At 48.3% G+C, this 24,049-nt stretch carries 20 protein-coding genes; 3 read left to right on the top strand and 17 right to left on the bottom strand.

Translation table 11 applies throughout. The features are described 5' to 3' along the window. Positions 1-57 precede the first annotated feature (57 nt). On the top strand, positions 58-528 hold the full coding sequence (locus BVG16_RS17445; RefSeq protein ID WP_078500013.1) for a DUF2621 domain-containing protein: 471 nt from the start codon (positions 58-60) through the stop codon (positions 526-528). A 46-nt stretch (positions 529-574) separates the two neighbouring features. Continuing rightward, entirely contained in the window at positions 575-1,483 is a 909-nt protein-coding gene (locus tag BVG16_RS17450; protein ID WP_078500014.1) for a TIGR01777 family oxidoreductase, read from the top strand. A gap of 15 nt (positions 1,484-1,498) precedes the next feature. Here BVG16_RS17450 and BVG16_RS17455 read toward each other — a convergent pair whose 3' ends face one another. The 10 genes from BVG16_RS17455 to BVG16_RS17500 are packed head-to-tail and all read right to left on the bottom strand — an operon-like array spanning position 1,499 to position 12,100. Then, entirely contained in the window at positions 1,499-3,103 is a 1,605-nt protein-coding gene (locus BVG16_RS17455) for a DUF6382 domain-containing protein (protein WP_078500016.1), read from the bottom strand. Between the two features lie 18 nt (positions 3,104-3,121). Further along, positions 3,122-3,562, bottom strand: coding sequence for an A24 family peptidase (locus tag BVG16_RS17460; RefSeq protein ID WP_332888793.1), 441 nt, complete (start codon positions 3,560-3,562; stop codon positions 3,122-3,124). 24 nt (positions 3,563-3,586) lie between these two features. Continuing rightward, a complete protein-coding gene (locus tag BVG16_RS17465; RefSeq protein WP_078500018.1) occupies positions 3,587-4,567 on the bottom strand; it encodes a TadE/TadG family type IV pilus assembly protein in 981 nt (326 codons plus the stop codon). A 43-nt stretch (positions 4,568-4,610) separates the two neighbouring features. Further along, positions 4,611-6,938: a TadE/TadG family type IV pilus assembly protein gene (locus BVG16_RS17470; RefSeq protein ID WP_078500020.1), complete on the bottom strand. Its 2,328-nt coding sequence runs from the start codon at positions 6,936-6,938 to the stop codon at positions 4,611-4,613. A 26-nt stretch (positions 6,939-6,964) separates the two neighbouring features. Further along, the gene (locus BVG16_RS17475; RefSeq protein ID WP_078500022.1) at positions 6,965-7,666 is read right to left on the bottom strand and encodes a TadE family protein; all 702 of its coding nucleotides are present in this window, start codon (positions 7,664-7,666) and stop codon (positions 6,965-6,967) included. Position 7,667: 1 nt separating this feature from the next. Next, complete coding sequence (locus BVG16_RS17480) at positions 7,668-7,856, bottom strand: Flp1 family type IVb pilin (RefSeq protein ID WP_078500024.1); 189 nt, start codon at positions 7,854-7,856, stop codon at positions 7,668-7,670. A gap of 41 nt (positions 7,857-7,897) precedes the next feature. Next, the gene (locus tag BVG16_RS17485) at positions 7,898-8,779 is read right to left on the bottom strand and encodes a type II secretion system F family protein (RefSeq protein WP_078500026.1); all 882 of its coding nucleotides are present in this window, start codon (positions 8,777-8,779) and stop codon (positions 7,898-7,900) included. A gap of 30 nt (positions 8,780-8,809) precedes the next feature. Continuing rightward, a complete protein-coding gene (locus BVG16_RS17490) occupies positions 8,810-9,688 on the bottom strand; it encodes a type II secretion system F family protein (protein ID WP_078500028.1) in 879 nt (292 codons plus the stop codon). Continuing rightward, complete coding sequence (locus tag BVG16_RS17495) at positions 9,685-10,932, bottom strand: CpaF family protein (RefSeq protein WP_078500030.1); 1,248 nt, start codon at positions 10,930-10,932, stop codon at positions 9,685-9,687. Before BVG16_RS17495 ends, BVG16_RS17490 begins: the two co-directional genes overlap by 4 nt. Next, positions 10,925-12,100 (bottom strand): AAA family ATPase, encoded by a 1,176-nt coding sequence (locus BVG16_RS17500; protein ID WP_078500031.1) that lies wholly within the window; start codon positions 12,098-12,100, stop codon positions 10,925-10,927. The genes BVG16_RS17495 and BVG16_RS17500 overlap by 8 nt, the downstream gene beginning before the upstream one ends. A 361-nt stretch (positions 12,101-12,461) precedes the next feature. Between BVG16_RS17500 and BVG16_RS17505 the strand changes: the two genes are divergently transcribed. Then, positions 12,462-13,232, top strand: coding sequence for a thermonuclease family protein (locus BVG16_RS17505; RefSeq protein ID WP_233147071.1), 771 nt, complete (start codon positions 12,462-12,464; stop codon positions 13,230-13,232). 72 nt (positions 13,233-13,304) lie between these two features. On the opposite strand, the gene BVG16_RS17510 is transcribed toward BVG16_RS17505, so the two are convergent. The 7 genes from BVG16_RS17510 to BVG16_RS17540 form a co-directional block, all read right to left on the bottom strand. After that, a complete protein-coding gene (locus tag BVG16_RS17510; protein ID WP_078500032.1) occupies positions 13,305-15,167 on the bottom strand; it encodes an LTA synthase family protein in 1,863 nt (620 codons plus the stop codon). Positions 15,168-15,332: 165 nt separating this feature from the next. Next, on the bottom strand, positions 15,333-16,319 hold the full coding sequence (gene mgrA, locus BVG16_RS17515; RefSeq protein WP_078500034.1) for an L-glyceraldehyde 3-phosphate reductase: 987 nt from the start codon (positions 16,317-16,319) through the stop codon (positions 15,333-15,335). 87 nt (positions 16,320-16,406) lie between these two features. Next, positions 16,407-16,832 (bottom strand): PaaI family thioesterase, encoded by a 426-nt coding sequence (locus BVG16_RS17520; RefSeq protein WP_078500036.1) that lies wholly within the window; start codon positions 16,830-16,832, stop codon positions 16,407-16,409. A 30-nt stretch (positions 16,833-16,862) separates the two neighbouring features. Next, entirely contained in the window at positions 16,863-18,554 is a 1,692-nt protein-coding gene (locus BVG16_RS17525; protein WP_078500038.1) for a long-chain-fatty-acid--CoA ligase, read from the bottom strand. Between the two features lie 25 nt (positions 18,555-18,579). Beyond that, positions 18,580-20,361 carry an acyl-CoA dehydrogenase family protein gene (locus BVG16_RS17530; protein ID WP_078500040.1) on the bottom strand — a complete coding sequence of 594 codons (1,782 nt, stop codon included), beginning with the start codon at positions 20,359-20,361 and terminating at the stop codon, positions 18,580-18,582. A 20-nt stretch (positions 20,362-20,381) separates the two neighbouring features. After that, positions 20,382-21,560, bottom strand: a complete 1,179-nt coding sequence (locus BVG16_RS17535) for an acetyl-CoA C-acyltransferase (protein WP_078500042.1) — start codon at positions 21,558-21,560, stop codon at positions 20,382-20,384. 60 nt (positions 21,561-21,620) lie between these two features. Continuing rightward, positions 21,621-24,023, bottom strand: a complete 2,403-nt coding sequence (locus BVG16_RS17540; protein ID WP_078500044.1) for a 3-hydroxyacyl-CoA dehydrogenase/enoyl-CoA hydratase family protein — start codon at positions 24,021-24,023, stop codon at positions 21,621-21,623. Positions 24,024-24,049 lie beyond the last annotated feature (26 nt).

Raw genomic sequence — 24,049 nt, forward strand, 5'->3', positions numbered from 1 at the left:
AGAAAGATACTGGAAAAACCTGTGATCATGGTTATTTAGATGAATGAGGTGACAAATATGCATTTAACTGCGTTATGGCCTGCTGCGGCATCGCAAGGACCAAGTAATGGATTCATGCTCGTGATTGCGTTCTGGACGTTTGTTCTTTTGTTTTTCATGTCGATTGGCGGGTACTTTATGTTCCGCAAATTTTTCAAGGTTCTGCCGAAGCAAGACGGCAAATCCAAGCTTGACTGGCAGAACCACTGGGTAGATGCGAGCCGTGACCTATGGACAGAGGATTCCAAAGCGTTCTTAGCCGAATTGGTCGCACCAGTACCCAAAGCATTCCGCGACATTGCGAAGCATTCCATTGCAGCGCAAATCGGTCAAATCGCGATCGAGAGCGGTGCCTCCGAAGTGACAAGAGATCATTGTATTAAAGGCTATATCGTTGCAACGCCCAAACGCGACTATAAAAGTTTAGTTAGCTTTTTAGAAAAAAGTCAGATCGACTATACGCCGTATAAACATTTATTGAACAAATAGGATGCTCAGTTAGAGTTAGTTATCCATAGGAAGGGATCGTGGAACGATGAACATTGCGATATGCGGCGGAACAGGATTTGTGGGAACGGCTTTGACCCATTTCTTCGTGCAGCAACAAGATTCCGTCGTCATTATTACACGTAAAATCCCGAAGGATCATCAACGACATCCACAGGTTACATACGTGACATGGGATCAACTTCATTCAGACCCACAGACCTTAGCCGGGATCGATGCGATTATTAATCTAACGGGAGAATCGATTAACCAACGTTGGACAGAAGCAGCCAAACAACGGATTCTCGAATCTCGTCTGCAAGCGGCAGCCCGCGTTGCTAACCTCGTCACAGCGCTGCATCCGAAACCTCAGGTTGTGATTAATGCCTCCGGGATCTCCATTCACGGCACGTCTGAAGTCGAAAGCTTCGACGAGACCAGTCCGCACCATCCCACAGATTTTCTCGCCGAAGTGGTCGAACAATGGGAACAAGCTGCCGATGCCATACCGGTCTCTCGTCTCGTGAAACTCCGTGTAGGACTTGTACTCGGCAATAAAGGCGGTGCCTATCCGCTCATGAAGCTCCCTTACATGCTGGGTGGCGGCGGACGAGTCGGCAACGGACGCCAATGGTTCTCTTGGATTCATATCGAGGATATGGTTCGTTTAATTGATTTTTGCCTGCGGCAAGAAGATGTCTCAGGCCCTGTCAATGCAACGGCGCCGGTTCCTGTGCGAAATGATGAATTCGGACGCGTGTTAGCTAGGGTCTATCATCGCCCACACTGGTTCCCCGTTCCTGCCGTTTTATTAAAAGGTCTATTCGGCGAATTATCCATACTTCTGCTCGAAGGACAACAGGTTCTCCCGAACGCGGCACTGAATCATGGATTTACCTTCCGCTATCCTACGCTGGAATCCGCATTACAAAATCTAAGGTCAAGTTCGACGTATTAGATCGACCATTAACCATTATTCAACCCATTTAAATACATATTCCGATTGTGCGACGACGAACCGATCACCGTCAGCAAGCGGATAGGCAGTATACGGCACCATAGGCTCCTTGCGAAGCTTGGTGCCGTTTTTAGATCCCAGATCCTTGATGTGGTACCCTTCTTGCGATTCAATAATTTCTACGTGGGTACGGGACACCCCAGGCGACGTATCCAGATAATGGGCTACGTCGCCGCTTCTGCCAATGATGAAGCTTGCTTGCTGGATCTGAATTTGTTCAGGATCATGGCGACCTGGAATTAGGCGTTCTATGATAGGCTTCTTTTTCAATTCACGGTTCAACGTTTCTGTCTGTCCTTCATGTAACCACACGGTCGGCTCTTGAACGATCGGGGCAACAATCGGGGCCATCACTCCATAGGGATTCGATGCTTGCTTCTCTTGCAGTGGCTGACGTGACCCGCTTGTCAACTTATCTGCAGTAAATGAAAGCACTTGAAATAGCAACCCCGATGCTTCATTATCTGGTTCCTGCCATTTATGCTTAGATTCTCGGAAGTTACGGTCCACATCCTGTGAAGGATCTTCCCATGTTCCCGCTCCTCCATCCAGAGCCAATTCTTGCTTTCCCTTTAACCATGAAGGGGAATATCCACGCCAAGCTAGGAATATCACGTCCCCAACCAGTAAAGATAGACCCATACATACAAAGAACATCCCATCAACGGCCTCATAGGATACGTATACATACTTCCAGATTAGGGCAAGAAACAAGACACCGCCTAAGAGAATATAGGTCATATATTTACGCAATGAAAATACTTCCCCTTGCTCTAGTCTGGAATCAGGCTGCATGATCTCTGGGGAGATGATGTTCCCATCAAGCCTGCCGGAGAATGATGGGGTCATGGCAGCATCTATAGGTGGTTCATGATGTTTCTGTATTCGACCTAAACCTGGGGAAGGAATACATGCCTTTTCTATCGGCGTAACCGAAGGATTTTCAGGCATGCCGTTCTGATTCGTCAGTAATTGAAGCAGCAATGTTTTAAACCCCTCAAGGCTAAATTGACTCTCCTGACAATATTGAATCAGTTGTTGGATCCCGTTACCGGATAGTTCCGTAACCGATCCCATGAGCATCGTCAATATCCCGCGAACGCGTTGATGCAAGGGCTCCGGCTGCAGGGCTTCTACGACAGGAACGTAACATACCCATACAGCCCCCATCTCCAAAGTTCCCTCTATAAACATATAATCAGGATGCAATACATAATGGTCCGGTCGCAGCATATATCGTCGGCTATGATCCAAGATCGTGACAAGCTGTAAAAGAATCGCGTAGAGGGTACCTAATGTTAGCTTCTCTCCCCTCAAGCATTGCGATAACATTCGCTTGCCTGAAATGTTATATCGTAACGTAATTTTCAGATCCAGTTCATAAAAATCAAGTGGAATACACTGCGGAATCACAGTAGATTGAATCATTTTGACTTCGATCGGCATCAGTTCATCACTTATAAAGCCGCCTTCATTGCCTGTCTTGCCTTCACCGCCTTCCTTCTCCAAAATCATCCATGTGGATCCATTCTGTGTGAATCGTGCTTGAAATCCAAACATCCTAACCCTCCTATCCACCTACTGCATATATAAAAACGCGGTACATATACCCGGTAACACCGCATACATGAAGGGAAATCTAAGCATTCTTCCTTGATGCAACGGGAAAATGGATTTGCGCCGGACAAGGAGTACGATGGCAGCGATGACACCTGCATATAAGACAGAATACATTAAGGATTGCAGGGTAAATTGCACGCCCGCCACTGCTCCTACAGCCGCGAACAATTTAACATCCCCAGCGCCTACGGCTTTACATACGTAGAGAATGAATAGGACACCAAACCCTGCCCCAACTCCAGAAATGGCATATAAGAACCCCTCCCATCCCTCCATTAACGTATGGAGGCCTACACCAAGCACCGTTATGGGTATCGTTAACCAATTAGGAATTTTCATTCTCGTGATATCACTATAAAAAGCAATGCTCAGGAAAACGACACCAATGACGATCATCACGATATGCAACGATTTCCCTCCTTCTCATGATTCTTTTACTTGAATTTGAGTTTCTGTCTTATTTCCCTCCGCTGTCTCGACTACAATTTTGACCGTGCTCCCTTTCGTCGTATTGCCTGATACATGCCATTCCCATTCAATATAGCCATCTACATCTGCAGTCTTATCGCCAAGAAACTTAGCTGTACTTTCACCGCTCTTATAGAACACAGTCACATGGGACGTTTGGTTGGGAGCTACCTTAACTTTGATTTTTGCTCTAGACCCCGGCTTCAAAGGATTCGGCTCTATAGAGACGATCTGCGGACGACCGGATTCATCTCCTCCTTCTCCATCCCCTGGTGTTGCTTGCGAAGTATCCCCTACCCATACACGTTCCGCCGCTTTTGCCTGCAAAACAAGAGCTTGGGATAAGAACGGAACACGCATGGGCATCGTATAAGAAACTTCGAGTGCTATCATCATGTTTTCTTTTTTCTTCCATTGAGGAAGGGTAACTCGCGTCACATGGATTCGATCGATGTTCAGAATCGTATCTTGCATATATGGCTTCATCAAAGGCTTTACCAGCGTATCTCCAGCTGCCTGATGAGCTGCATCCACGAATTGACCATACAAATCCGTGCTTTTTATCCAATCGCCGATAGGTGGAGGAAACAATTGATTATAGGTATCCGCCAATTCATCGAACGTAAGCTTCGGTGGTGCAGGCTGCTGTCCGCCAGATTCCAGAAGAACTTCGTCTCCTGGATTTGTACCTGATTTTTTCCCTGCGCCTTCCGCTTCACCTTGCTGATCTATGACCATTGCTACGGGATACATATGCGTTGCTAGTTGTTTCACGGTATTGGAGACCGTCACCTGAAGCGCCATCGTTATGAACGCCATCTTCACGATATAGATCAGAAATACCACGAATAAAAGAAATACCGGCAGTATCATGGCTGCTTCTACCGTCATACTTCCCTGATCATATCGTGTCATCCATTTACGCAAATACTTCATGATTCTAAGCCTCCACTTTCATACGCGTTCAATAAGTCACCCTCTAATAGGAAAAAGCGGCTTTTTTCGTTACATAATAACGATTACCTTCAAATTCCCCCTGAGAGATCATCTGCACATCACGAAGCGAACGCATCACGCCGGGTAAGAACCACACATGAATAGATGCACGAACATCGCCTTCCATATAGGTTAACTTTTCATTCGGATTGATCCCTGTATTGAACTGAATGAGTGCCAACATTCTTGACATCATTTTTTCATTACGGCTATGAAGCATCAGGAACATCCGAAGATGGTCTTTGTAAGTCAGACGCAGCGGCACGTACTTCGAGAGCTCCAAATCCCCCTTGTTCACGAGCTCTAACATATCCTGGAGCGCATGCTCAATGCCATAGAGGATGGCCGAGGCAAGGATTAGCAGGGGATGTCCCATCCGGCTGCATTCCACGAAGCCTTCCATTGTACGAATCGCTAGCCTCGTGCTGAAAATTTCCCCGTAAGCTGCGGATACATTTCCTCCTGGAAGATGAAATCCATATAAAATGTATTCCAGCTCTTGATTCTTGACATGCAAGGCATTAGACAACTGCTTGTCGACATCATGTGAAGTAAATAAAGACTTCAGCATGGCTGGTTCAAATCTCGTAAAATGGTTCACCGCATATTCATTCCGATAAAACTCATCCCTGACCCCTTCAAGCATCCCAGCCATACCGCCATAAAGTCCATCCATCATCGACATCGATTGTTTTCCGGCATCCTCTGGCTGTCCTTCTATGCTCACTGTGTCAGCTTCTCGGTCCTTTTGAGCATTAAAAGTGATGCTGTCATCAAAAAACCCCTCAAGTTGATCGAATTCCTGTTGGCTCTCCTTCGCGGTTTGCTTTAGCTTATCTAATAAGCCCAGCACTTCGCTGAGCTTTGCCTTCGACTTGGCTTCAGTACGTTTACGTTCTTTATCCGAAGATCTGTTGGTTGCGATAGCTTGTTGCCGTGCTAGAATGATATTCGCGGCATCGCTCCATACATAAGCCTGTAAATAATCATCGATCTTCCGCTTCATCTGGGTAACTGATTGTTTTAACGGGCCCGAGCTTCCCGATGTACTGGGAATTGATGAAGAGACGACCGATCGAAAGCTCCCAACCTCGCCTTCAAACCGTTGGAATGAATCCAATTGTCCTTGTACTTCTGCTTCGAATGAATTTACAAAATCGTCCGGCATCACAAGCTGCTGTACGGTATTTCGAATATCTTGGATCGCGTGGTTTGAATCCCCTTTAAGGTTAGGAACGCCACTCGCAGGAGTACGGCCCTGTCCTACTTGATCATAATCTGCATTGTTCTGCTGTTCCGCTTCCGCAATGATTCCCTTCATCTGATCATTGATCTCGCGCACTTCTCCAAATAGAGGCTTCACCTCCTCGAGATGTTTGCGATGTTTCTGCTGGATTTGAGTCGCTTCCCGTGCAAAAGAACTACTGAACCACCCCGCTTCTCGTTCATAGTCTGATGTTTCCTCTGCATATTGGGCGTCTTCATCCGGATCCCGATTCGAATCAGCGTAATTCTTCCGAACATAATCTGCGTATTGAGCTGCAATATCCGCTGCACTGTGAATCGAGCCCAGCGATGAATCCGTAAGACTGGTCTGCCCATTTGAGAACACATAGTTCGTGTCAAAATGAGTACGCTCCACAAGCTGGCTGGCCTTCTTCTGCGCCTCCATTATCCGATCCACCAACTTCTCCCGCTTCTCATAAAGTTTTTGCAGCTTGACTAAGAGGTCCGTGGTTTTGGATGCTTCCTTCATCACCAGCGAAAGGGGCTTAAATCGATTCACAATCTCTAACGTAAAATCGATGGGTGCCTTATATTTCATTTCTTCAAGGATTTGCCGTTCAAAGACAGGATACCGCCCGAGTTCTGATGATCCATTGACGCTCTGGGAATCAAGTGTTGTGTCTAGAAGACGAAACGCTTCACCCTTCCGTGAGCGAATTCCTGTGCTCTCCGCCACACTGGAAGCTAACAATTCATTCGAATCACTGCCGCCTAACGCAAACAAACCATATTTTTCTTGCAATGCAGGCTCATAACTGGACATCACAGAGCGAATCCCTGACTTGGCTAGCTGCTCAGTTTGTAATTGAAAGGCTGTAATTCTGGCATAATCGATAAATACAGCAACAAACATAAAAATAATGGCTACCATCATGATAAGAAAAACCGACACCGAACCTTGCTGACGGTATAACAAACGACGCAAGGGGACGAAGCCCCTGCGTAACGGATGCTGCACTTTTTCCTTGCTGGGATGTTCCTTATATTTGATGGAATGTTCCTTATATGGGTGATCGTTGCGCATGTCCTCCCCCAGTCGATAGGTATTGACTATTTCGTTCCATGGCTGAGCTTGCCCTTCAGCACTTCGCCAGCTTGATCTTTCGTTACGGCAGCTCCATCTGAAACCCCTACTCCTTTGAACTTCGCTCCATAGTACCGAGCCAATTCGACGGTTCGGATAAACTCCACTGGATCTGCCACCGTACTGGTTATTTTCACTTGCAAGGGCATACGCCCCATGATCCACTCTAAGGGCGCCAATCGAACCGGATTTTCGAAGTTAACGGTGATCTCACGCTTCCAGATTTGATTCTGATAATGAATATCCCCCTTTAGTGCTGCAGGTACAAATGCAGCTGGAGATGCTATTTTACGTGTAGGAAGGGAGGCACGCTCCCCCGCTTCTTGATGTAAGTCATAGGATACGCTATGGACATTCGAGCCGATTCCGAACAGGATATCCAATGCCTGATCATCGGTTAACCTCCAATACAACCCATCAAATTGCCCGTGCTGGAAGGCGCCTGTCTTCACTTCCTTGTGCGAGTTATCCCAGTTATAGGTTATGCGCTCAGCTGTTGAAGCGCCGACATAGACAAGCACCACTTGTTGGTACATATACAAGCAGAAGAACAATAACACCATGATGATCATAAAAATGAACGGAAATAGCATAGAGGCTTCCACCGTAAAGGTTCCTTCTTCACGAAATAGCGATTTGATCCTGAAATGAAGCTGGGAAGGATACATCTTAGCCCTCAAATAATTTATCTGATTCCGAAGTTGCTTTTCCCATCAAGCGCTCAATAAACTCCATAATTTTATCTTTGAATAACAATACGATCACAACCAATACCGCAATGATAAAAATGATTTCAACTGTGCCAAGTCCATCCTCATCTTTCCATACGTCATTCAGCAACTTCCCTAGATTCAACATTTCATTTCTCTCCCTTATTATTCAAGTTATAAACCTAGACTCTAGCCATTCATCATTAAAAACATCGGCGTACATACCAGGACAAGCAGAACAAAAAATACCATCACCATCGGAAACACCAGCTTTGAAGATGCTTCCTCCCCCCGCACACGGCTGACTGCTTTTCGCTTCTCCCATAACACACGCGATAAATCCCGCAAAGCGACGACGAATTCGTCTCCCCCTCGGCGGTAATTAAGCATAATCGTGGTCGTAAATATGGAGACTTCTTGTACGGCGCACCGTTTGCTGAACTGTTCGAAAGACTGCTGGAATGAATATCCGCTATGCCATTCGTGAACCATTTGGATCAGCTCTTTGTACAACGGGTGATCCCCATGCGCCTTCTTGCGCTCTACACATTGCATCAAAGCCTTCTGAACCGTCTCACCTGCATTCACAAGCAAAATCATTTGATTCAAAAACTCCGGCAGTTCAATTAATAAGTCTTGCTCCCGTCGAACGACCCGCTTGGTTAAATCCTTCACCATGGCCACGGGAAGCAGGATCGCAAGCACAGCGCCCACGCCAAACCCCATGACTTGCCCATCGGTTAACAAAGGCAGCACACAGCCAAAGACCAACATCAAGAAAGCATAGTTCAACAATTCAGCCATGAACATGGCACTATATTTCGCAGCAACCTGTGTACCATACAGAATTTGCATGGCCCGTTGGATTGTATAGAAGAGAGCTGGAAACCGCTCGATCCATCTCACTTTCTCTAAAATCAGCAACATGGGCGGAGCAAATCGCTCCAATCGTAGGTTCAGCACTTTCGTGATTGGAGCATCCACGGGATATCTCTTTCGTCCGACCTGATAACAACCACACCATAGGAGAAGCAATACCCCTAGGAGTACTCCCCATACCACGCTAGGCACGCCTTAGAACCTCCTTTCAACGAACTATCGCTATACGCGAATATCCATGATTTTCAGAATCCAAACACTGCAAGCGATAAGTCCGAATAATGCAAATGTGGATACGATGATGCCCACGCCAGAATACATTGGTGTCATAAAATCAGGCGCGCTCATATTCAGAAATGCTAAAAAGCCGACAGGTGCCAACATGATGACCTTCGATTCAAATTTCTTCTGCGCTACCATCACCGATATCTCTTGCTGAATGTCAATTTTCTCTCCAATCATCGTGGAGGTTCGTCGTACAACCTCGACTAAATCCCCGCCGGTTCGCTTGCAAGCTGTAAATACATCCGCAAAATTCGTAATATCCTCGATTCCTGCCCTACGACTGAAATCCTGAACGGCCTCCTCAATCGGTTCACCATTCTCTAATCGGAATCGGATTATCCGAAACTCTCGGATCAGATCGGTATTCGCGTCCGGATACAAGAGCTGTAAATCTTGTACAACCTCATAAAAGGCATTCTCCACAGACCTTCCGGCTGCAAGCGAGGAGGATAACGAATAGAGTGCCTGCTTGAACTGTAAGCTCAATTCGGATCTCCGCTTGTGAAGCAAGGCTCTCCGCCGAAATCGAGGGTACATGGCCCCCAAGCCTACACACGGGAGAGCAACGATCACATGGTGATAGAATAAATACCCTATCACTCCCCCTGCGGATCCTGCGATCATAAAAGCGGTCATCCATTGACGTCGGGTCAGCGTGTATTCGGTGTATTGTGTTAAACCTTCATCTGATTCTGTCTTATGAACCTCGTCATCCTTCTCTGATGTATCCTGTTGCCTGCTGCGTTTCTTCTCCTGAGCAATCAAGATCCCTCCAGTAATCAGAATAGCCGCCAGGACGAGGATAACCATACTCATGATTCACCCCTCTCCCTATCTTGGTGTTCCAACCGTATTCCTGCCATCCCTAGTTTTTGCGTATGCACAAGCTTGCTTCCAGTCGCTTGCAATCGCCCAATAACCTTTCCCTCCTTCTCCGCACACTCCTCAAATTGGAACAAGGAGTTCAACACCACCTCACCTTCTTGGAGTCCAATGACTTCGCTAATATCCATCACACGACGTGATCGATCACGTAAGCGAGAGAGATGGACGATGATATCAATTGCCGAGCTAATCTGCTGACGGATGACTTCCACAGGAAGCGGAGCCCCACTTAGAACCATCGTCTCTAAGCGGCTAATCATATCTTGCGTCCCGTTGGCATGCCCGGTTGATAAGCTTCCATCATGCCCAGTATTCATCGCTTGCAGCATATCTAAGGCCTCCGCGCCCCGAACCTCACCCACGACGATCCGGTTCGGTCGCATACGAAGAGACGAACGTATTAAATCTCGAATCGAGATTTCCCCCTTCCCTTCGGTATTCGCATTACGTGTCTCGAGCGCGACCAGATTGGGAACCGTTCGAATTTGCAATTCTGCAGAATCTTCAATCGTAATGACACGTTCATCACTCGGAATGTACTGTGATAATGCATTCAGGAAGGTTGTCTTTCCCGATCCCGTCCCCCCGCTAATAAAAATATTGTATTTCCCGCGAACAAGTTGCTGTAAGAAAGATGCCGCCTCGTCTGTCAAGGCTCCTTTATCTACTAAATCCTTCATGGTCATTGGCGTATCGGGAAACTTCCGTATCGTCATGGTGGGCCCTTTTAATGCAATCGGCGGAAGTACAACATTTACGCGCGAGCCGTCTTGCAACCTTGCATCGACAATCGGTGAAGATTCATTCACGACGCGATTCACTTGGGCCACGATCGATTGAATGATATCCTCTAGCCGTTCCTGCGATTCAAAGCCGATGGAGGCCCGCTTGACCTCACCATCTTCCTCGATAAAAATCTCTTCATGGCTATTAATCATAATTTCCGTAATCCGCCGGTCTTCCACGAAAGGCTGCAGGACATCTAAGCCCCGAAATGTGTAATATACGCGCTGCACGATTTGCTGTTTATCCGCTGCTGTCCATGTCGGCGATTCCATATGACGGAATACCGCATGCTCTATTGCGCGATATAATTCCGCATCGCTCGTCGATCCCGACAAATCCAATCCCGCACGTACCGTCTGGCGAATGGACGTGACCCATTCCTCACGCATTGCGGAACGCCCCCTGTTCTTCCGTATTCAGTACTTCCCCAGCACATAACTTCAAAATCGCCGCTTGAAACGTCGCTGATTGCAACAGAACCTGACCTTGATCTATCTGCTTCCAAGCGGTGATATAAGGTAAGTGGGCTTGTACCCGAAGACGTGATGCGCGTAACGAATTCAACATATTTCCTTGATAACGGTTCATCGTGCAACAGGTCTTATGAAGCATAGATGACACGATTTGAGCAGATAGACTTCGTTCCATGTACTGAAGTATTGCTTCCGTCTTGCGTAATGCGAGCAAATCATCCTGCAGCAGCCAAATGATCTGATCACATCGTTCTAAGGCCACGAGCGTTCGCTCCTCTAGCACGGAATCCAAATCCAATACCACAACATCATACGCCCCCGTCCTTACCAACAAGTCCAATAACCGTTCCGTATCCCTCTGCGTTAATTGCTTCATTTCATCTAAATTCGATACAGGCTCAACATATTCAATATGCATCGCAGCATCATGGTGCTTATAACTCGCCCATTCCCTAACCAGCTCATCCATTGCCCGATCTGCTTTCAAATAATAAAGGAGCTTAGAGAATCGATTCTCTTGCTTGTCAGACGTTCTTCCTTCCGGTAGGCGTACAATAGATTCCATGCTATTCAGCAGCTCCAAGCTCAAATAAAACACGCGCTGTCCTTGAAGAGCCCATTGCTTGCATAGATTCAAAGCCACAGTCGTCTTGCCCATACCTGCGACAGCCGAATATACGGCAATCATTCGGGTCTGTTCTGTGCGATGATGGCTGCGACCCGATGGACGGTTCCTTTCGGAAGCATAAAAGGTTAGTAACGAAGATACGAGAAGATGCAGGGGCTGGTATTTCCCGATTTTCGGAACCTCCCCTTCTCTTGTTATCTCTCCTCCCCCCACATCCTCCGTCAGCATCATCACGGGACTTACGCCATCCTTCAACGTATCCCCAACCAAAAACGACGCTTCAGCAACAATCAAGTCCACACTCGATTCATGCTGCACATAATAACGAAAAGATTCCAACTGTGTGAAGGATTTAACGATAACTTCCTTCATGAAATCGGATGCCTGAATATATTGGACAAACAATTCGGCATAATCTCGGTCCTCTACCGCCAAGATGAGATGTAATTTCTTCATGGGCTGCCCTCCCCTTCTCCGCAAAAGTCACATCAGATCTACAATCTTCAACACACCACCTATACAACAAACCATACCGACGACTGCGACGAATACGGCCATCTGAAGTTCCAACCTTCGCATGGTGGCTTGCCCCCCTTTCCTTCGAACAACGCAAAAAAACCGCCAACAACCACAGCAGAACTGTGGATGATGACGGTGCTTCCGTTCATGTCCATATTAATTTAAGGTTAGGTTATCACATATTTTTCCATCGAGCAAGCCCTAAATTGTTGCTTCCTGTTCGCTTGCCAACCGGCGACTTTCTTAGCATACTTATACTACAACGAACAACTTGAATGACATAAGGAGTGCCAAATCATTGAAAACCTTAAAGAAAACATCGTTAACCCTTGCCATGTATCTCATCCTTCTGGTTATTCTTGCAACCCTTGCAGGCTGTAGTGCCACCACAGGTACAGATTCATCAGATGCCAATGCTAAGGTCGTGAAAGTCGTTGACGGAGACACCTTGGATGTTGAGTTCAATGGAAAAAAAGAACGGATCCGACTCTTGCTTGTCGATACCCCGGAAACGGTGCATCCCTCCAAACCCGTTGAACCCTTTGGTCCAGAAGCATCGGCATTTGCCAAAAAAACATTAACCGACCAGCCCGTAAGAGTCGAGCTGGATGTATCCGAACGGGATAAATACGGAAGGCTGCTCGCATACATATGGATCGGAGACAAGATGTTTAACGAAATGCTGCTCGAACAAGGCCTCGCACGAGTCGCCTACGTTTATCCGCCAAATGTAAAATACGTCGACCAATTTCGTGAAATCCAGAAAAAGGCACAGCAAGCCGAGTTAGGCATCTGGAGCATTGAGAACTATGCGACAGATAAAGGCTTCAACGATAGTGCTGTCAGTACGCCTGCTTCCAAATCGCAAAATAAGAACCCGAAGCAGCCAAGTACAAGCCCATCGAAAGATTCTTCCAAAAAGCCGACCATCAAAGGCAATATCAATCGTAAAGGTGAAAAGATCTATCATGTTCCTGGCGGAGCCTCCTATGAATCCACCAAGGCAGAGGAAATGTTCTACACCGAAGCAGAGGCCGAAAAGGCAGGTTATCGCAAAGCAAAACGTTAAGTACCACGCAAGGAGCATACAAAAGGGATGCGCCAAGTCCATCATGACTTGATGCATCCCTTTTCTTGTTCTCTATTTTTTCTTCCAATCGGGCAGCTGACTCACATAACTATCGGATAAGTGCAATAATTGAAGCGCCTGATTGTACTCTTCTTCCGTGACGCCGCTCGTTACGCCAGATTGGCCTGAAAGTGAATATTGGGTCCCGTCTTGGTAGCCGTCGCCCGGCATGAAGAGCGTTTTCCCACTGACAAAGGATCCGGACGGCAAGTAATAACGTTGCGGCAATAAATTGTTTTTCTGATTAAAGATATCTTCACCGAAATGAATTTGATGATCCATCGAAACCCCTAACAAATTGGCAGCTGTCGGCATAACATCGATTTCTCCGCCAAGCCCTGGAAAGACGGTTGGATTCGTAACGCCTTCAGAAGCAATCACCAACGGAATATTAATCATATCGGTATACCCGTATTCGCGTCCGTAAATTTCCTCCATCAGCTGTTTATCCGCCTTCGTCAAGGAATAGATCGGTAACCCCAAATGGTCGCCGTAGATCATGATGACGCTATCGTCCCAGACGCCGTTCGCCTTCAATTCATCGAAGAATTGACCTAACGCATAGTCTGCGTAATTTTGCGAGCGAATGTAATCCCCGACAAATGTGCCTTCATAACGTTCCGGCAAGGCCATTTTATATTTGGATGCCGGGATTGTAAACGGATGATGCGCGCTCATGGAAATAACCTGGCTATAGAACGGCTTGCCGCTGTCGTTCATCTTCTGAAGCTCAGCTGCTGTCTTCCGATAGAGCACTTCATCGGACGAACCGAAGAAAAATTCATCCTCACCTTCGAAAAATTTCGCATCGTAATATTTTTCCCAACCTAGGCCTTTATAAAGTTCTCCACGATTCCAGAACTCCACAACATTTGTATGGAAGGTGGCGGTCTGATATCCGTTCTCCTGCATCAGCTTCGGCAGACTCGGCAGCTCTTTTCCTGCATAAATCATCGTTGCTGCGCCGTTCGGCGGGATGTAGAAGGAACTATTCACAACGAATTCGGCATCCGACGTATTCCCTTGGCCAACCTGCTGGAAGAAATGCGGGAAGTAGAAATTGTTATTCACGAGCTTATTCAAGTTCGGCGTAATTTCTTGGCCGTCAATTTTCAAATTAACGAGAAAGCTCTGGAGGGACTCCATTTGAATGATAATCAAGTTCTTGCCTTTGGCCGCGCCATAATAACTCGGGTTGGCAATCTTCTCGATTCCCTTCAGCTGATTAATCCGGTCTTGCGTAATCTCTTTTGGATCAATCAAGTCCTGTTTCTCACGAGACAAAATCGTGTACATCTCATAATTGAGGATGCCCATATCCTTCGCTTGTTTGATTTCGTTCATACTCGCGCGATTCGGCCAGATGTTAAACATACAAATGGCAAGGGAGACCACGAGAATGCCCAGTGCCAGCCCGCGATGCATCTTCACTTTTACAACATCTTTCCAGCCTTTTGCAATCTTCTTGCGGAAAGTAACGTAGAACAAAATAATAATATCCGTAAAAATCAGCAAATAATAAGGTGCGAGCAACGAAAATACGCTGTTCTTCACCGCTGTTACTTGGTTCACTTGTTCCAAGGCATGGTAAGTAACGATAACACCGTAATATTTGTAATACATAATGACAGCGAACAATATGGCCGTCACGAGCACGTTTACGGTCACGTACCATCCTAACTTCCGTTTGGATGCGAACAATTCGATTAGACAGAATAACACCCATGCAAAAGGTATATCCGCCACGAGCGCAATCCATGGGACTTTATCGCCGAACACGACGGCGTAAGCCAAGCAACTTTTAAGCAGCACAATAATTGAAAATAATACAAACGGCTTTTTCCATAAGCCAGAAAAGCGTTCCAGTCGGGTCATGTTGCAACCTCTCTCTTTCACATATTCATAGAACATTAACAATTTGTTTTCATTATACAGTATTTAGATACCCTAATGAAATATCATATGTTCTAACAAATAAAGTAAAAACGCCGTAACACGCTGTAAACAGCATGATAACGGCGTTATAGTAACCCAGACGCATTATTTCAAGATATTATCGATCTCTGCAAGCTCTTCTGTACTGAAATCCAAATTATTCAAGGTTGCCACATTCTCATCCAACTGCGTCACGCGGCTTGCTCCGATCAGTACGGTTGTTACGCGTCCGCCGCGCAATACCCATGCGAGTGCCATTTGTGCCAGAGATTGACCGCGGCGTGCAGCAATCTTCTGCAGGCGAAGCGCCTTATCCAGGACCGCTTCCGTGATATCCTTTTCCTTCAAGAATCCACCGCGACCTGCACGCGAATCCTTCGGAATCCCATCCAAATAACGATCCGTTAACAAGCCTTGTGCCAGTGGAGAGAAAGCAATGCTTCCGACACCGTTCTCTTCTAAGACATCCTGCAATCCATCCTCGATCCAGCGGTTGAACATCGAATACGATGGCTGGTGAATCAATAGTGGTGTGCCTAAATCTTTGAGAATTCGTACTGCCTCTTGCGTCTGCTCCGCATTATAGTTAGAAATTCCGACATACAGCGCTTTGCCTTGACGCACGATCAGATCTAGTGCAGCCATCGTTTCTTCCAACGGTGTATTCGGATCTGGACGATGGTGATAGAAGATATCCACATAGTCTAGATTCATGCGTTTCAAGCTTTGATCCAGACTGCTCACGAGGTATTTCTTGGATCCCCATTCCCCGTATGGACCTTCCCACATGTAGTAACCCGCTTTGGTCGATACCACGAGTTCGTCGCGATAAGGAGCCAGATCTTTCTTCATCATACGTCCGAACATTTCTTCGGCTGATCCTGGAGGTGGTCCATAATTATTAGCTAAATCAATATGCGTAATGCCAAGATCAAAAGCTCTGCGAAGCAATGCGCGGCCATTCTCTTCGGTGTCCACACCGCCAAAATTATGCCACATTCCTAAAGATACCGCAGGCAACTTGAGACCTGAATTTCCGCACCGATTATACTTCATCGTTGCATAACGTTCACTGCTAGCTTGATATGTCATCCTATAACCTCCCACGACTTTGGATTCTAACCTGCCCTTCATTAGAATCGTAAAGTTTTGGGCAGCCAAAGTCAAATGCAAGCGCCATCAATCCCCTGAAATGATACGAAATGTTCCTGTTCCGATCGTTCCTAATTTGCCTTCACCATCCGTAATCATGCCATAGACCGTTAACATTTTACGGGATTGATGCACCAGCTCAGCGCTCACGATCAGTCTTCCCGGCTGCATGGGCGCTACGAAATGAACATTTAAATTCGTCGTAACGATCTTCGCTTGAGGCAATATACTCATGACGAGCACACCCATCGCATTATCGAGCAGAGAGGAGAGAACGCCCCCATGCACGATGCCGATTAAATTCAAATGCTGCACCTCTGCCTGCAAGCTAATCTCGGCTTTCTGCGGGGTGAGCGATTCAAGCTGGCAGCCAAGAAAACCCCAGAATGTATTCTCCGCAAGCTTGGAGACTTGCTCCATATAAAATTTACGCTCCGCGTCACTCATTTCCATCCTTGCACCTCCAAAAGAAACAACGATATCTTACTGCTCGTCGTCGTTCGGATCTCTCTTCAATTCTTCTTCTAACAATTTACGGCGGAGCACCTTCCCAATAATGGTCTTCGGCAGGGAATCCCGAAACTCAATGACACGCGGGACTTTAAATGCGGCGAGCCTTTCACGGCACCACGCATCAATCTCTTCTAAGGTCACGGTAGCTCCCTCACGCAGCACGATGAATGCCTTTACGGTTTCCCCCCGATATTCGTCAGGGATACCAATAGCTACCGCTTCCTTGATACTTGGATGCTCATAGAGCACTTCATCAATTTCGCGCGGATAGATTTTGAAGCCGCTCGCGATAATGACATCCTTTTTCCGATCCACAATGGCAAAAAATCCGTCCTCATCCATCGTTCCCATATCGCCTGTATAAAGCCAGCCGTCTCGCAGCACATGGGCCGTCTCATCCGGGCGGTTCCAATACCCCTTCATGACCTGCGGACCTCGGACGATCAATTCGCCGACATCCCCCATAGGCATTTCTTCTCCCGTATCCGAATCCACGATCTTCGCGTCCGTGTCAGGCAGCGGAATACCAATCGTGCCAATCTTTCGCTTCTCCCACACCGTATTGGCGTGCGTGACAGGAGAAGCCTCGGTCAGTCCATACCCTTCAATTAACCTTCCACCCGATAAAGATTCAAACGTTTCCTGAACTTCAATCGGCAGCGGGGCAGATCCGCTCACGCAAGCCTTAATGGAAGAGAGACTGTATTTCTTGATGTCCGGATGATGGATCAAGGCGATGTACATCGTCGGCGCACCCGGAAAAATCGTCGGCCGCAATCGATCGATCGTCTTTAACACCTGACTGATCTCGAATCGCGGAAGCAGGATTAACATGCCTCCAGCATAAATGCATTGATTAAGAATGACGGTCAGTCCGAACACATGGAAACACGGCAATGCCGCTAAATATCTTTCCTGACCAAACTCTGCCCGGTAGAACCAATGCGCTACCTGCAAGGTATTGGCGATGAGATTCATATGGGTTAGCATGGCCCCTTTGGGCACGCCTGTGGTACCTCCGGTATATTGAAGCACAGCGATATCTTCGCGTGCATTAACGGCTGCCAAATCCACCTGCGGCGAGGCATCCGTTAGCAGGCGTTGAAACGAAAGTACCTCATCGTTGTACGTCACTTGCAAATCTTGGCCGTCTTTTTTGGCTTTGATCGGATAGAGTATATTTTTCGGGAAAGGGAGTGCTTCTTTTAGTGAGGTAACAATGACGTGTTGAATCGCAGTATGGGGTTTCACGGCTAAGACACGACGATGCATGAAATCCAGCGTAACAATGGCTTTGGCCCCAGCGTCCGCCATCTGATGTTTCAATTCGCCTTCCATGTAGAGCGGGTTCGTCTGAACGACGATCCCGCCCATGGAAAGAATGCCGAAATAGGCAATGACCATTTGCGGACAGTTAGGCAGCATGATCGCTACGCGATCACCCGCTTCTAACCCTAAGGATACGAGTGCGTTGGCAAACCGATTCGCCTCACAAGACAATTGTCGATACGTCATCCGCTTCCCCATAAAATCCAATGCGGGTTGATGAGGAAACCGTGCAGCTGAATCCGCGAGGAATTGCGCAATATTGATGTTCGGATAATCATTCGAAGGAGCTACCTCTTGCGGGTAATGCCTTAACCAAAGCTTGGATGAATGCATGAGTAGCACATCCTTTCCTAATGGATTAAGACTGATATTTCTCCCCTCGAATCACACGAGCGGCAATATCCCGTTTCAGGGCTGTCGTATTCACGGGCGTATATCGGGTAAGCTTTTTCAACACGGATAATTGCGTACGGAGGGTATCTCCCGATTCCAAGGCGGTCAACGTCTCCTTCGCATACGATTCCATTCGTTCAAAGGCTTCTTGCGTGAATACTTGCGTCATTTGAATCAGGTTCTCACTGCGAGCTTCCGAGGTACGGGCGATCTGCTTCTCCGCACGGAGCAATGCGCTTTCCAATGCGTAAATTTGAATCATCATATCAGCCAAATTGCTTAATATTTCTTGCTCCGATTCGATGCGAGTACCCACTTTCTGAATCGCCGTGCCGCCTACGAATAAGAAAATTTTCTTCGCCATCTGAAGAAGATGACGCTCCTGCTCCAATACGCCATCAAAGGATTGGCCTGGAATCAACTGCAGCAGTTCGCCTTGAAGGGCCTCCGCTTTTTGAATCAGAGGCAGCTCGCCTTTTAATGCTTTTTTCAGCAGCGTTCCCGGAATCAGCAGTCGATTTATTTCATTGGTTCCTTCAAAAATCCGGTTAATTCGGGAATCACGATAAATGCGTTCGATTTTATATTCTTGAATAAAGCCATAACCGCCATGGATTTGAACCCCTTCATCCGCTACCTTATCCAGGGCTTCCGAAGCGAACACTTTGTTGATCGAGCATTCGATCGCATATTCCGCGATGCCTTTCGCCGATTGCTTCCCGGCATCCGGACTGGCATGGTCCAGATCCTTCAGAATATCGTCAATCAGCCCAGCCGTCCGATAGATCATGCTTTCCATGACATAGGTGGCAATGTTCATTTCTGCAAGCTTCTTGCCCATGAGTGGAAAGGAGGAAATCGGCTTCCCGAACTGCGTTCTCACATTCGCATACTGCGCGGCGATTTGTATCGCTTCCTTCGCACCGCCGACACAACCCGCCCCCAATTTGAACCGACCGATGTTCAGAATATTGAAGGCAATCAAATGCCCCTTGCCAACCTCGCCGAGCAAATTCGCGACAGGGACATGTGCATCCTCGAAGAATAGAGGGCGTGTGGACGAAGCCTTGATTCCCATCTTCTTCTCTTCGGGTCCCAAGGAAAATCCCGGCGTGTCGCGCTCAACGATAAATGCGCTGAAATGCTGCCCATCAACCTTCGCGTACACGATGAACACATCCGCGAAACCGGCATTCGTAATGAACACCTTGGAGCCGTTCAAAATATAATACTGACCGTCAGCAGATAATTTCGCCGTTGTTTTCGCACCTAATGCATCCGAGCCTGAAGTCGGTTCCGTTAAGCAGTAGGCAGCGATTTTGGCGCCTGTCGCTAAATCGGGCAAATATTTCTTCTTCTGCTCCTGCGTACCAAAGAAGACAATTGGCAGCGTCCCGATTCCGACGTGAGCTCCGACAGACAGAGCGAAGGACGAAGCCGCAGCAAGCACTTCATTAATAATCGTCGAACTTACTTTATCTAAGCCCAATCCCCCGTAGGCTTCCGGGACATCCGAGCTCATCAGTCCAAGCTCGCCTGCCTTGCGCATCAGCTTCACGGTAAGCTCGTAATCCAGCTTCTCCAATTGCTCGTCATGCGGCAATACTTCGGTCTCGATGAACTGCCGTGTCGTCTCCGCGAACATACGCTGCTCTTCCGTAAAGTCCTCAGGCGTGACAATCTCCTCCGGGCTGACATCTTCAATAACAAAGCTGCCGCCCACCATTTTATCCCTTACGCTTCCCATCGATTTCCCTCCTGTCTAAATTAATGAACCTCGAATACTCCCGCAGCGCCCATGCCGCCCCCAATGCACATCGATACGACGCCAATCCCGCCGCCGCGGCGCTTCAACTCATAGATCAAACTTGCTGTAAGCTTCGTTCCCGTGCATCCAAGCGGGTGCCCTAGTGCAATCGCTCCGCCATTCACATTCACTTTATCTTGATCGATGTCAAGCGCCCGAATAATATGCAGACATTGGGAAGCAAACGCCTCATTAATCTCGAATAAATCGACCTGATCCAGCTCGATGCCCGCCTTCTTCAACGCCTTTGGGATCGCCTCCACAGGTCCGATTCCCATGACTTCCGGCGCTACGCCAGCCACAGCGAATGAACGAAAGGTCGCAAGCGGCTCCAACCCGAGCTCTTCCGCGCGTTCGCGGCTCATCACGACTGCGGCTGCCGCACCGTCACTGGTCTGCGAGGCATTGCCCGCGGTCACAGTACCACGCACGGCAAAGGCTGGCTTCAGCTTCCCAAGCACCTCCTCGGAGGTATCCGGCCGAACACCTTCATCGCGATCAAATACAATGGAACGCGCCACAAGGTGCCCGCGCTCATCTATGTTCTTCAACGTTGTCTCGATCGGTACGATCTCCTCGATGAACTTCCCTGCTTCCAGCGCAGCCGCGGCCTTGCGATGACTGCTTGCTGCGAAGCTGTCCTGATCTTCACGGCTGATGTTGAATTGACTGGCTACTTTCTCCGCCGTATGTCCCATGGCCATATAGACGCCAGGCAAATCGGAGACGATTTGCGGATGCGGCGAGGGCTTGAACCCCGCCATCGGCACATGGCTCATACTCTCAACGCCGCCTGCGATCACAACCTCTGCTTCACCGAGTCGAATGCGGTCTGCTGCAAATGCAATCGATTGTAAACCCGACGCACAGAAACGATTAACAGTCAGTGCAGGGACCGTAACGGGAAACCCCGCATACTGTGCCATGATGCGGGCGACATTCAGCCCTTGCTCTCCCTCCGGCATCGCACAACCTATAATAATATCCTCGATATCGCCTTTTTCGAGACCCGGCGCGCGTTCAACCACCGCATTTAATACCGCCTTACCCAAGTCCTCTGCGCGCGTCTGTGCCAAGCCTCCTCGCTTAGCCCTGCCGACAGCCGTACGCGCAATGGACACAATGACAGCTTCCTGCATCACCGTTCACCTCCATCATTTTCCTTCAGCTCTAAGGGTTGACACCTTTGTTATATGGGATTAATTACGCAATGGCTTGCCTTTAGCGAGCGTATGCTGTATCCGCTGCAATGTTTTCGGCTCGCCCGTTAGACTTAAGAAGGCTTCCCGCTCCAGATCCAGCATATATTGCTCCGTTACGCGAGTACCGGCGGGTGCATTTCCTCCTGCCAGCACATGAGCCAGCTTTCTTGCAATTAAGAGGTCATGATCGCTGATATAGCCTCCTTGATACAGCTGAAGCGCCCCCAACTGCATGACCGCTCGACCATCCTCGCCTACCACGCGGATCAGCTCTTCTTCCGGCAGTACATACCCGTCACGATCTAACGCCAGCACAGCTTGCTTGGCTTCATAGATCCGGTAATCCGGATTCATGATCACGCGATCCTGTGCCCGCATATAGTGAAGATTTCGAGTATCCTCACCGCTGGTAGACACCTTTGCCATCGCAATCGTCTCGAATATTTTATTCAGGAACGGTTGAACGTCTTCGTCTGCGCTGCCGGCAGATTGACTGACCCGAAGCGCCATCTCTTTGCAGCCGCCGCCCGCGGGAATCAAGCCTACCCCGGTCTCCACCAAGCCAAAATAAGTCTCGGCCGAGAACAGAATCCGATCCGCCGGCATGCAAGCTTCGACCCCGCCCCCCAGCGTCATACGATGAGGCGCCGCTACGACAGGCTTCTCTAAGCGTTTGAGCTTGAGCATCGTATTCTGAAAGGTGCGAATAATATGATCTACTTCATCCCATTCGCCGTCTTGCGCTTCCATTAAGAGCAGCATCAAGTTGGCGCCGACGCAGAAATTCCGTCCCTCGTTCGCTAGTACGAGGCCGCGCCAGTTCCGCCTTACTTCGTCTACGCTCTGCTGAATCATCGTAAGAATATCGACGCCGATGGCGTTATTGGGGGAGTGAAATTCCAAGCAGACTACATCATCCCCCAGATCGATCAGGCTGGCCCCCGTATTTCCCTTAATGATCTTGTTCTGCTGCTTCAAGCTCGCGAGCGAAATTTGCTCGGGTTGGATCTCCATCGGTTTCCAAGCTTGCTGATGTACATAAAACCCCGTTGTCTCGCGCTGCGTATAAAAGGTCTCATTGCCTTCATCGATCCATGCTTGAACCCACGCCGGCACCTTCGTGCCTTCTGCTTCCATCCGGGCAAGGGATGCCTTCACGCCGATCACATCCCACAATTCGAAAGGTCCCAAATCCCAGTTGAAGCCCCATTTCATCGCATCATCGATCTCCACGACGGTATCGGCGATTTCACCGATTTTCTCGGCGGCATAGATCAACACAGGTTTAACGATGTTCCACGCTAAGTCCGCGTACTTGTCATGGCCACCTAGCAATGCCTTAATTCGGTTGCGTGCGCCTTTCGCGGATTTCGCCGCCTCTAGCGATCCGGATGTAATCTTCCGGCTAGGTTCATAAGCTAACGTATCAAGCTGAAGTGCAAGAATATCGGATTTCCCGTTGGCTCCCTTCACTTTCTTGTAGAAGCCCTGACCCGATTTCTCCCCGATCCAGCCTCTTCGGACTAATTCCGTTAAGACGCCCGGCGTCTGGAATGCCGCCTTTTCTGCCGTATCCTCGGGTACACTCGCATGGACATTCACCGCGACATGCACAAAGGTATCCAGACCGACTAAATCCAACGTACGGAAGGTTGCACTTTTGGGCCGTCCTAGAGCAGGTCCCGTCACCGCATCCACTTCTTCCACCGTAAATCCGCCTCGTTCCATCTCCTGCAGGGTGACTAAGAGTCCGTACGTTCCGATGCGGTTCGCGATGAAATTCGGCGTATCTTTGGCAACTACGACGCCTTTCCCCAGCTTTTTCTCAGCGAAATGCTTCATCCAGACCAGCAGTTCCGGATCCGTGTCCGGTCCAGGCACGAGCTCCAGCAGCTTCATGTACCGAGGCGGGTTAAAGAAATGGGTCCCGAGAAAATGAGCCCGCAGTGCCTCTCCGCAATCTTCAATCATCTCTCGGATCGAGATCCCCGATGTATTGGAGCTCACAATTGTGCCCGGTTTCCAGACTTCCTCAAGCCTTGCATATAAGCTTTTCTTAATCGGCAAAGACTCCGTCACGGCTTCGATAATCCAATCCACTTCGCCAAGCCGCTCCCAGTGGTCTTCGATATTCCCTGGCGTAATCCGGTCCGCAAAAGCCGGAACGAAGAGCGGGGCCGGGTTTGTCTTCTTCAAACGCTCCATGGCCTGACTTGCTAAGCGATTGCGGACTTTGGCAGATTGCAGATCAAGCCCCGCCGCTTCTTCCTCCTTCGAACAAGCCGTTGGAACCATATCCAGCAGCAAGCATGCAATCCCTGCATTCGCTAAATGCGCGGCTATGGCAGCTCCCATCACACCTGAACCGAGTACAGCTGCTTTTCGAATCCCTCTTGTCATTTCGTCTACCCCTCCGCTTTCCCTAA

It is taken from the genome of Paenibacillus selenitireducens (assembly GCF_002021565.1).
In the GTDB taxonomy this organism is placed as follows: Bacteria; Bacillota; Bacilli; order Paenibacillales; family Paenibacillaceae; genus Paenibacillus_K; species Paenibacillus_K selenitireducens.

What these genes read in the sequence shown, in the direction of transcription:
- BVG16_RS17470 (WP_078500020.1), bottom strand. Translation starts at nt 6,938, where the DNA reads ATGCGCAACGATCACCCATATAAGGAACATTCCATCAAATATAAGGAA.
- BVG16_RS17540 (WP_078500044.1), bottom strand. Translation starts at nt 24,023, where the DNA reads ATGACAAGAGGGATTCGAAAAGCAGCTGTACTCGGTTCAGGTGTGATG.
- BVG16_RS17445 (WP_078500013.1), top strand. Translation starts at nt 58, where the DNA reads ATGCATTTAACTGCGTTATGGCCTGCTGCGGCATCGCAAGGACCAAGT.
- BVG16_RS17475 (WP_078500022.1), bottom strand. Translation starts at nt 7,666, where the DNA reads ATGTATCCTTCCCAGCTTCATTTCAGGATCAAATCGCTATTTCGTGAA.
- BVG16_RS17525 (WP_078500038.1), bottom strand. Translation starts at nt 18,554, where the DNA reads ATGCATTCATCCAAGCTTTGGTTAAGGCATTACCCGCAAGAGGTAGCT.
- BVG16_RS17455 (WP_078500016.1), bottom strand. Translation starts at nt 3,103, where the DNA reads ATGTTTGGATTTCAAGCACGATTCACACAGAATGGATCCACATGGATG.
- BVG16_RS17495 (WP_078500030.1), bottom strand. Translation starts at nt 10,932, where the DNA reads ATGCGTGAGGAATGGGTCACGTCCATTCGCCAGACGGTACGTGCGGGA.
- BVG16_RS17530 (WP_078500040.1), bottom strand. Translation starts at nt 20,361, where the DNA reads ATGGGAAGCGTAAGGGATAAAATGGTGGGCGGCAGCTTTGTTATTGAA.
- BVG16_RS17500 (WP_078500031.1), bottom strand. Translation starts at nt 12,100, where the DNA reads ATGAAGAAATTACATCTCATCTTGGCGGTAGAGGACCGAGATTATGCC.
- BVG16_RS17520 (WP_078500036.1), bottom strand. Translation starts at nt 16,832, where the DNA reads ATGGAAATGAGTGACGCGGAGCGTAAATTTTATATGGAGCAAGTCTCC.
- BVG16_RS17465 (WP_078500018.1), bottom strand. Translation starts at nt 4,567, where the DNA reads ATGAAGTATTTGCGTAAATGGATGACACGATATGATCAGGGAAGTATG.
- BVG16_RS17490 (WP_078500028.1), bottom strand. Translation starts at nt 9,688, where the DNA reads ATGAGTATGGTTATCCTCGTCCTGGCGGCTATTCTGATTACTGGAGGG.
- BVG16_RS17535 (WP_078500042.1), bottom strand. Translation starts at nt 21,560, where the DNA reads ATGCAGGAAGCTGTCATTGTGTCCATTGCGCGTACGGCTGTCGGCAGG.
- BVG16_RS17450 (WP_078500014.1), top strand. Translation starts at nt 575, where the DNA reads ATGAACATTGCGATATGCGGCGGAACAGGATTTGTGGGAACGGCTTTG.
- BVG16_RS17480 (WP_078500024.1), bottom strand. Translation starts at nt 7,856, where the DNA reads ATGTTGAATCTAGGGAAGTTGCTGAATGACGTATGGAAAGATGAGGAT.
- mgrA (WP_078500034.1), bottom strand. Translation starts at nt 16,319, where the DNA reads ATGACATATCAAGCTAGCAGTGAACGTTATGCAACGATGAAGTATAAT.
- BVG16_RS17510 (WP_078500032.1), bottom strand. Translation starts at nt 15,167, where the DNA reads ATGACCCGACTGGAACGCTTTTCTGGCTTATGGAAAAAGCCGTTTGTA.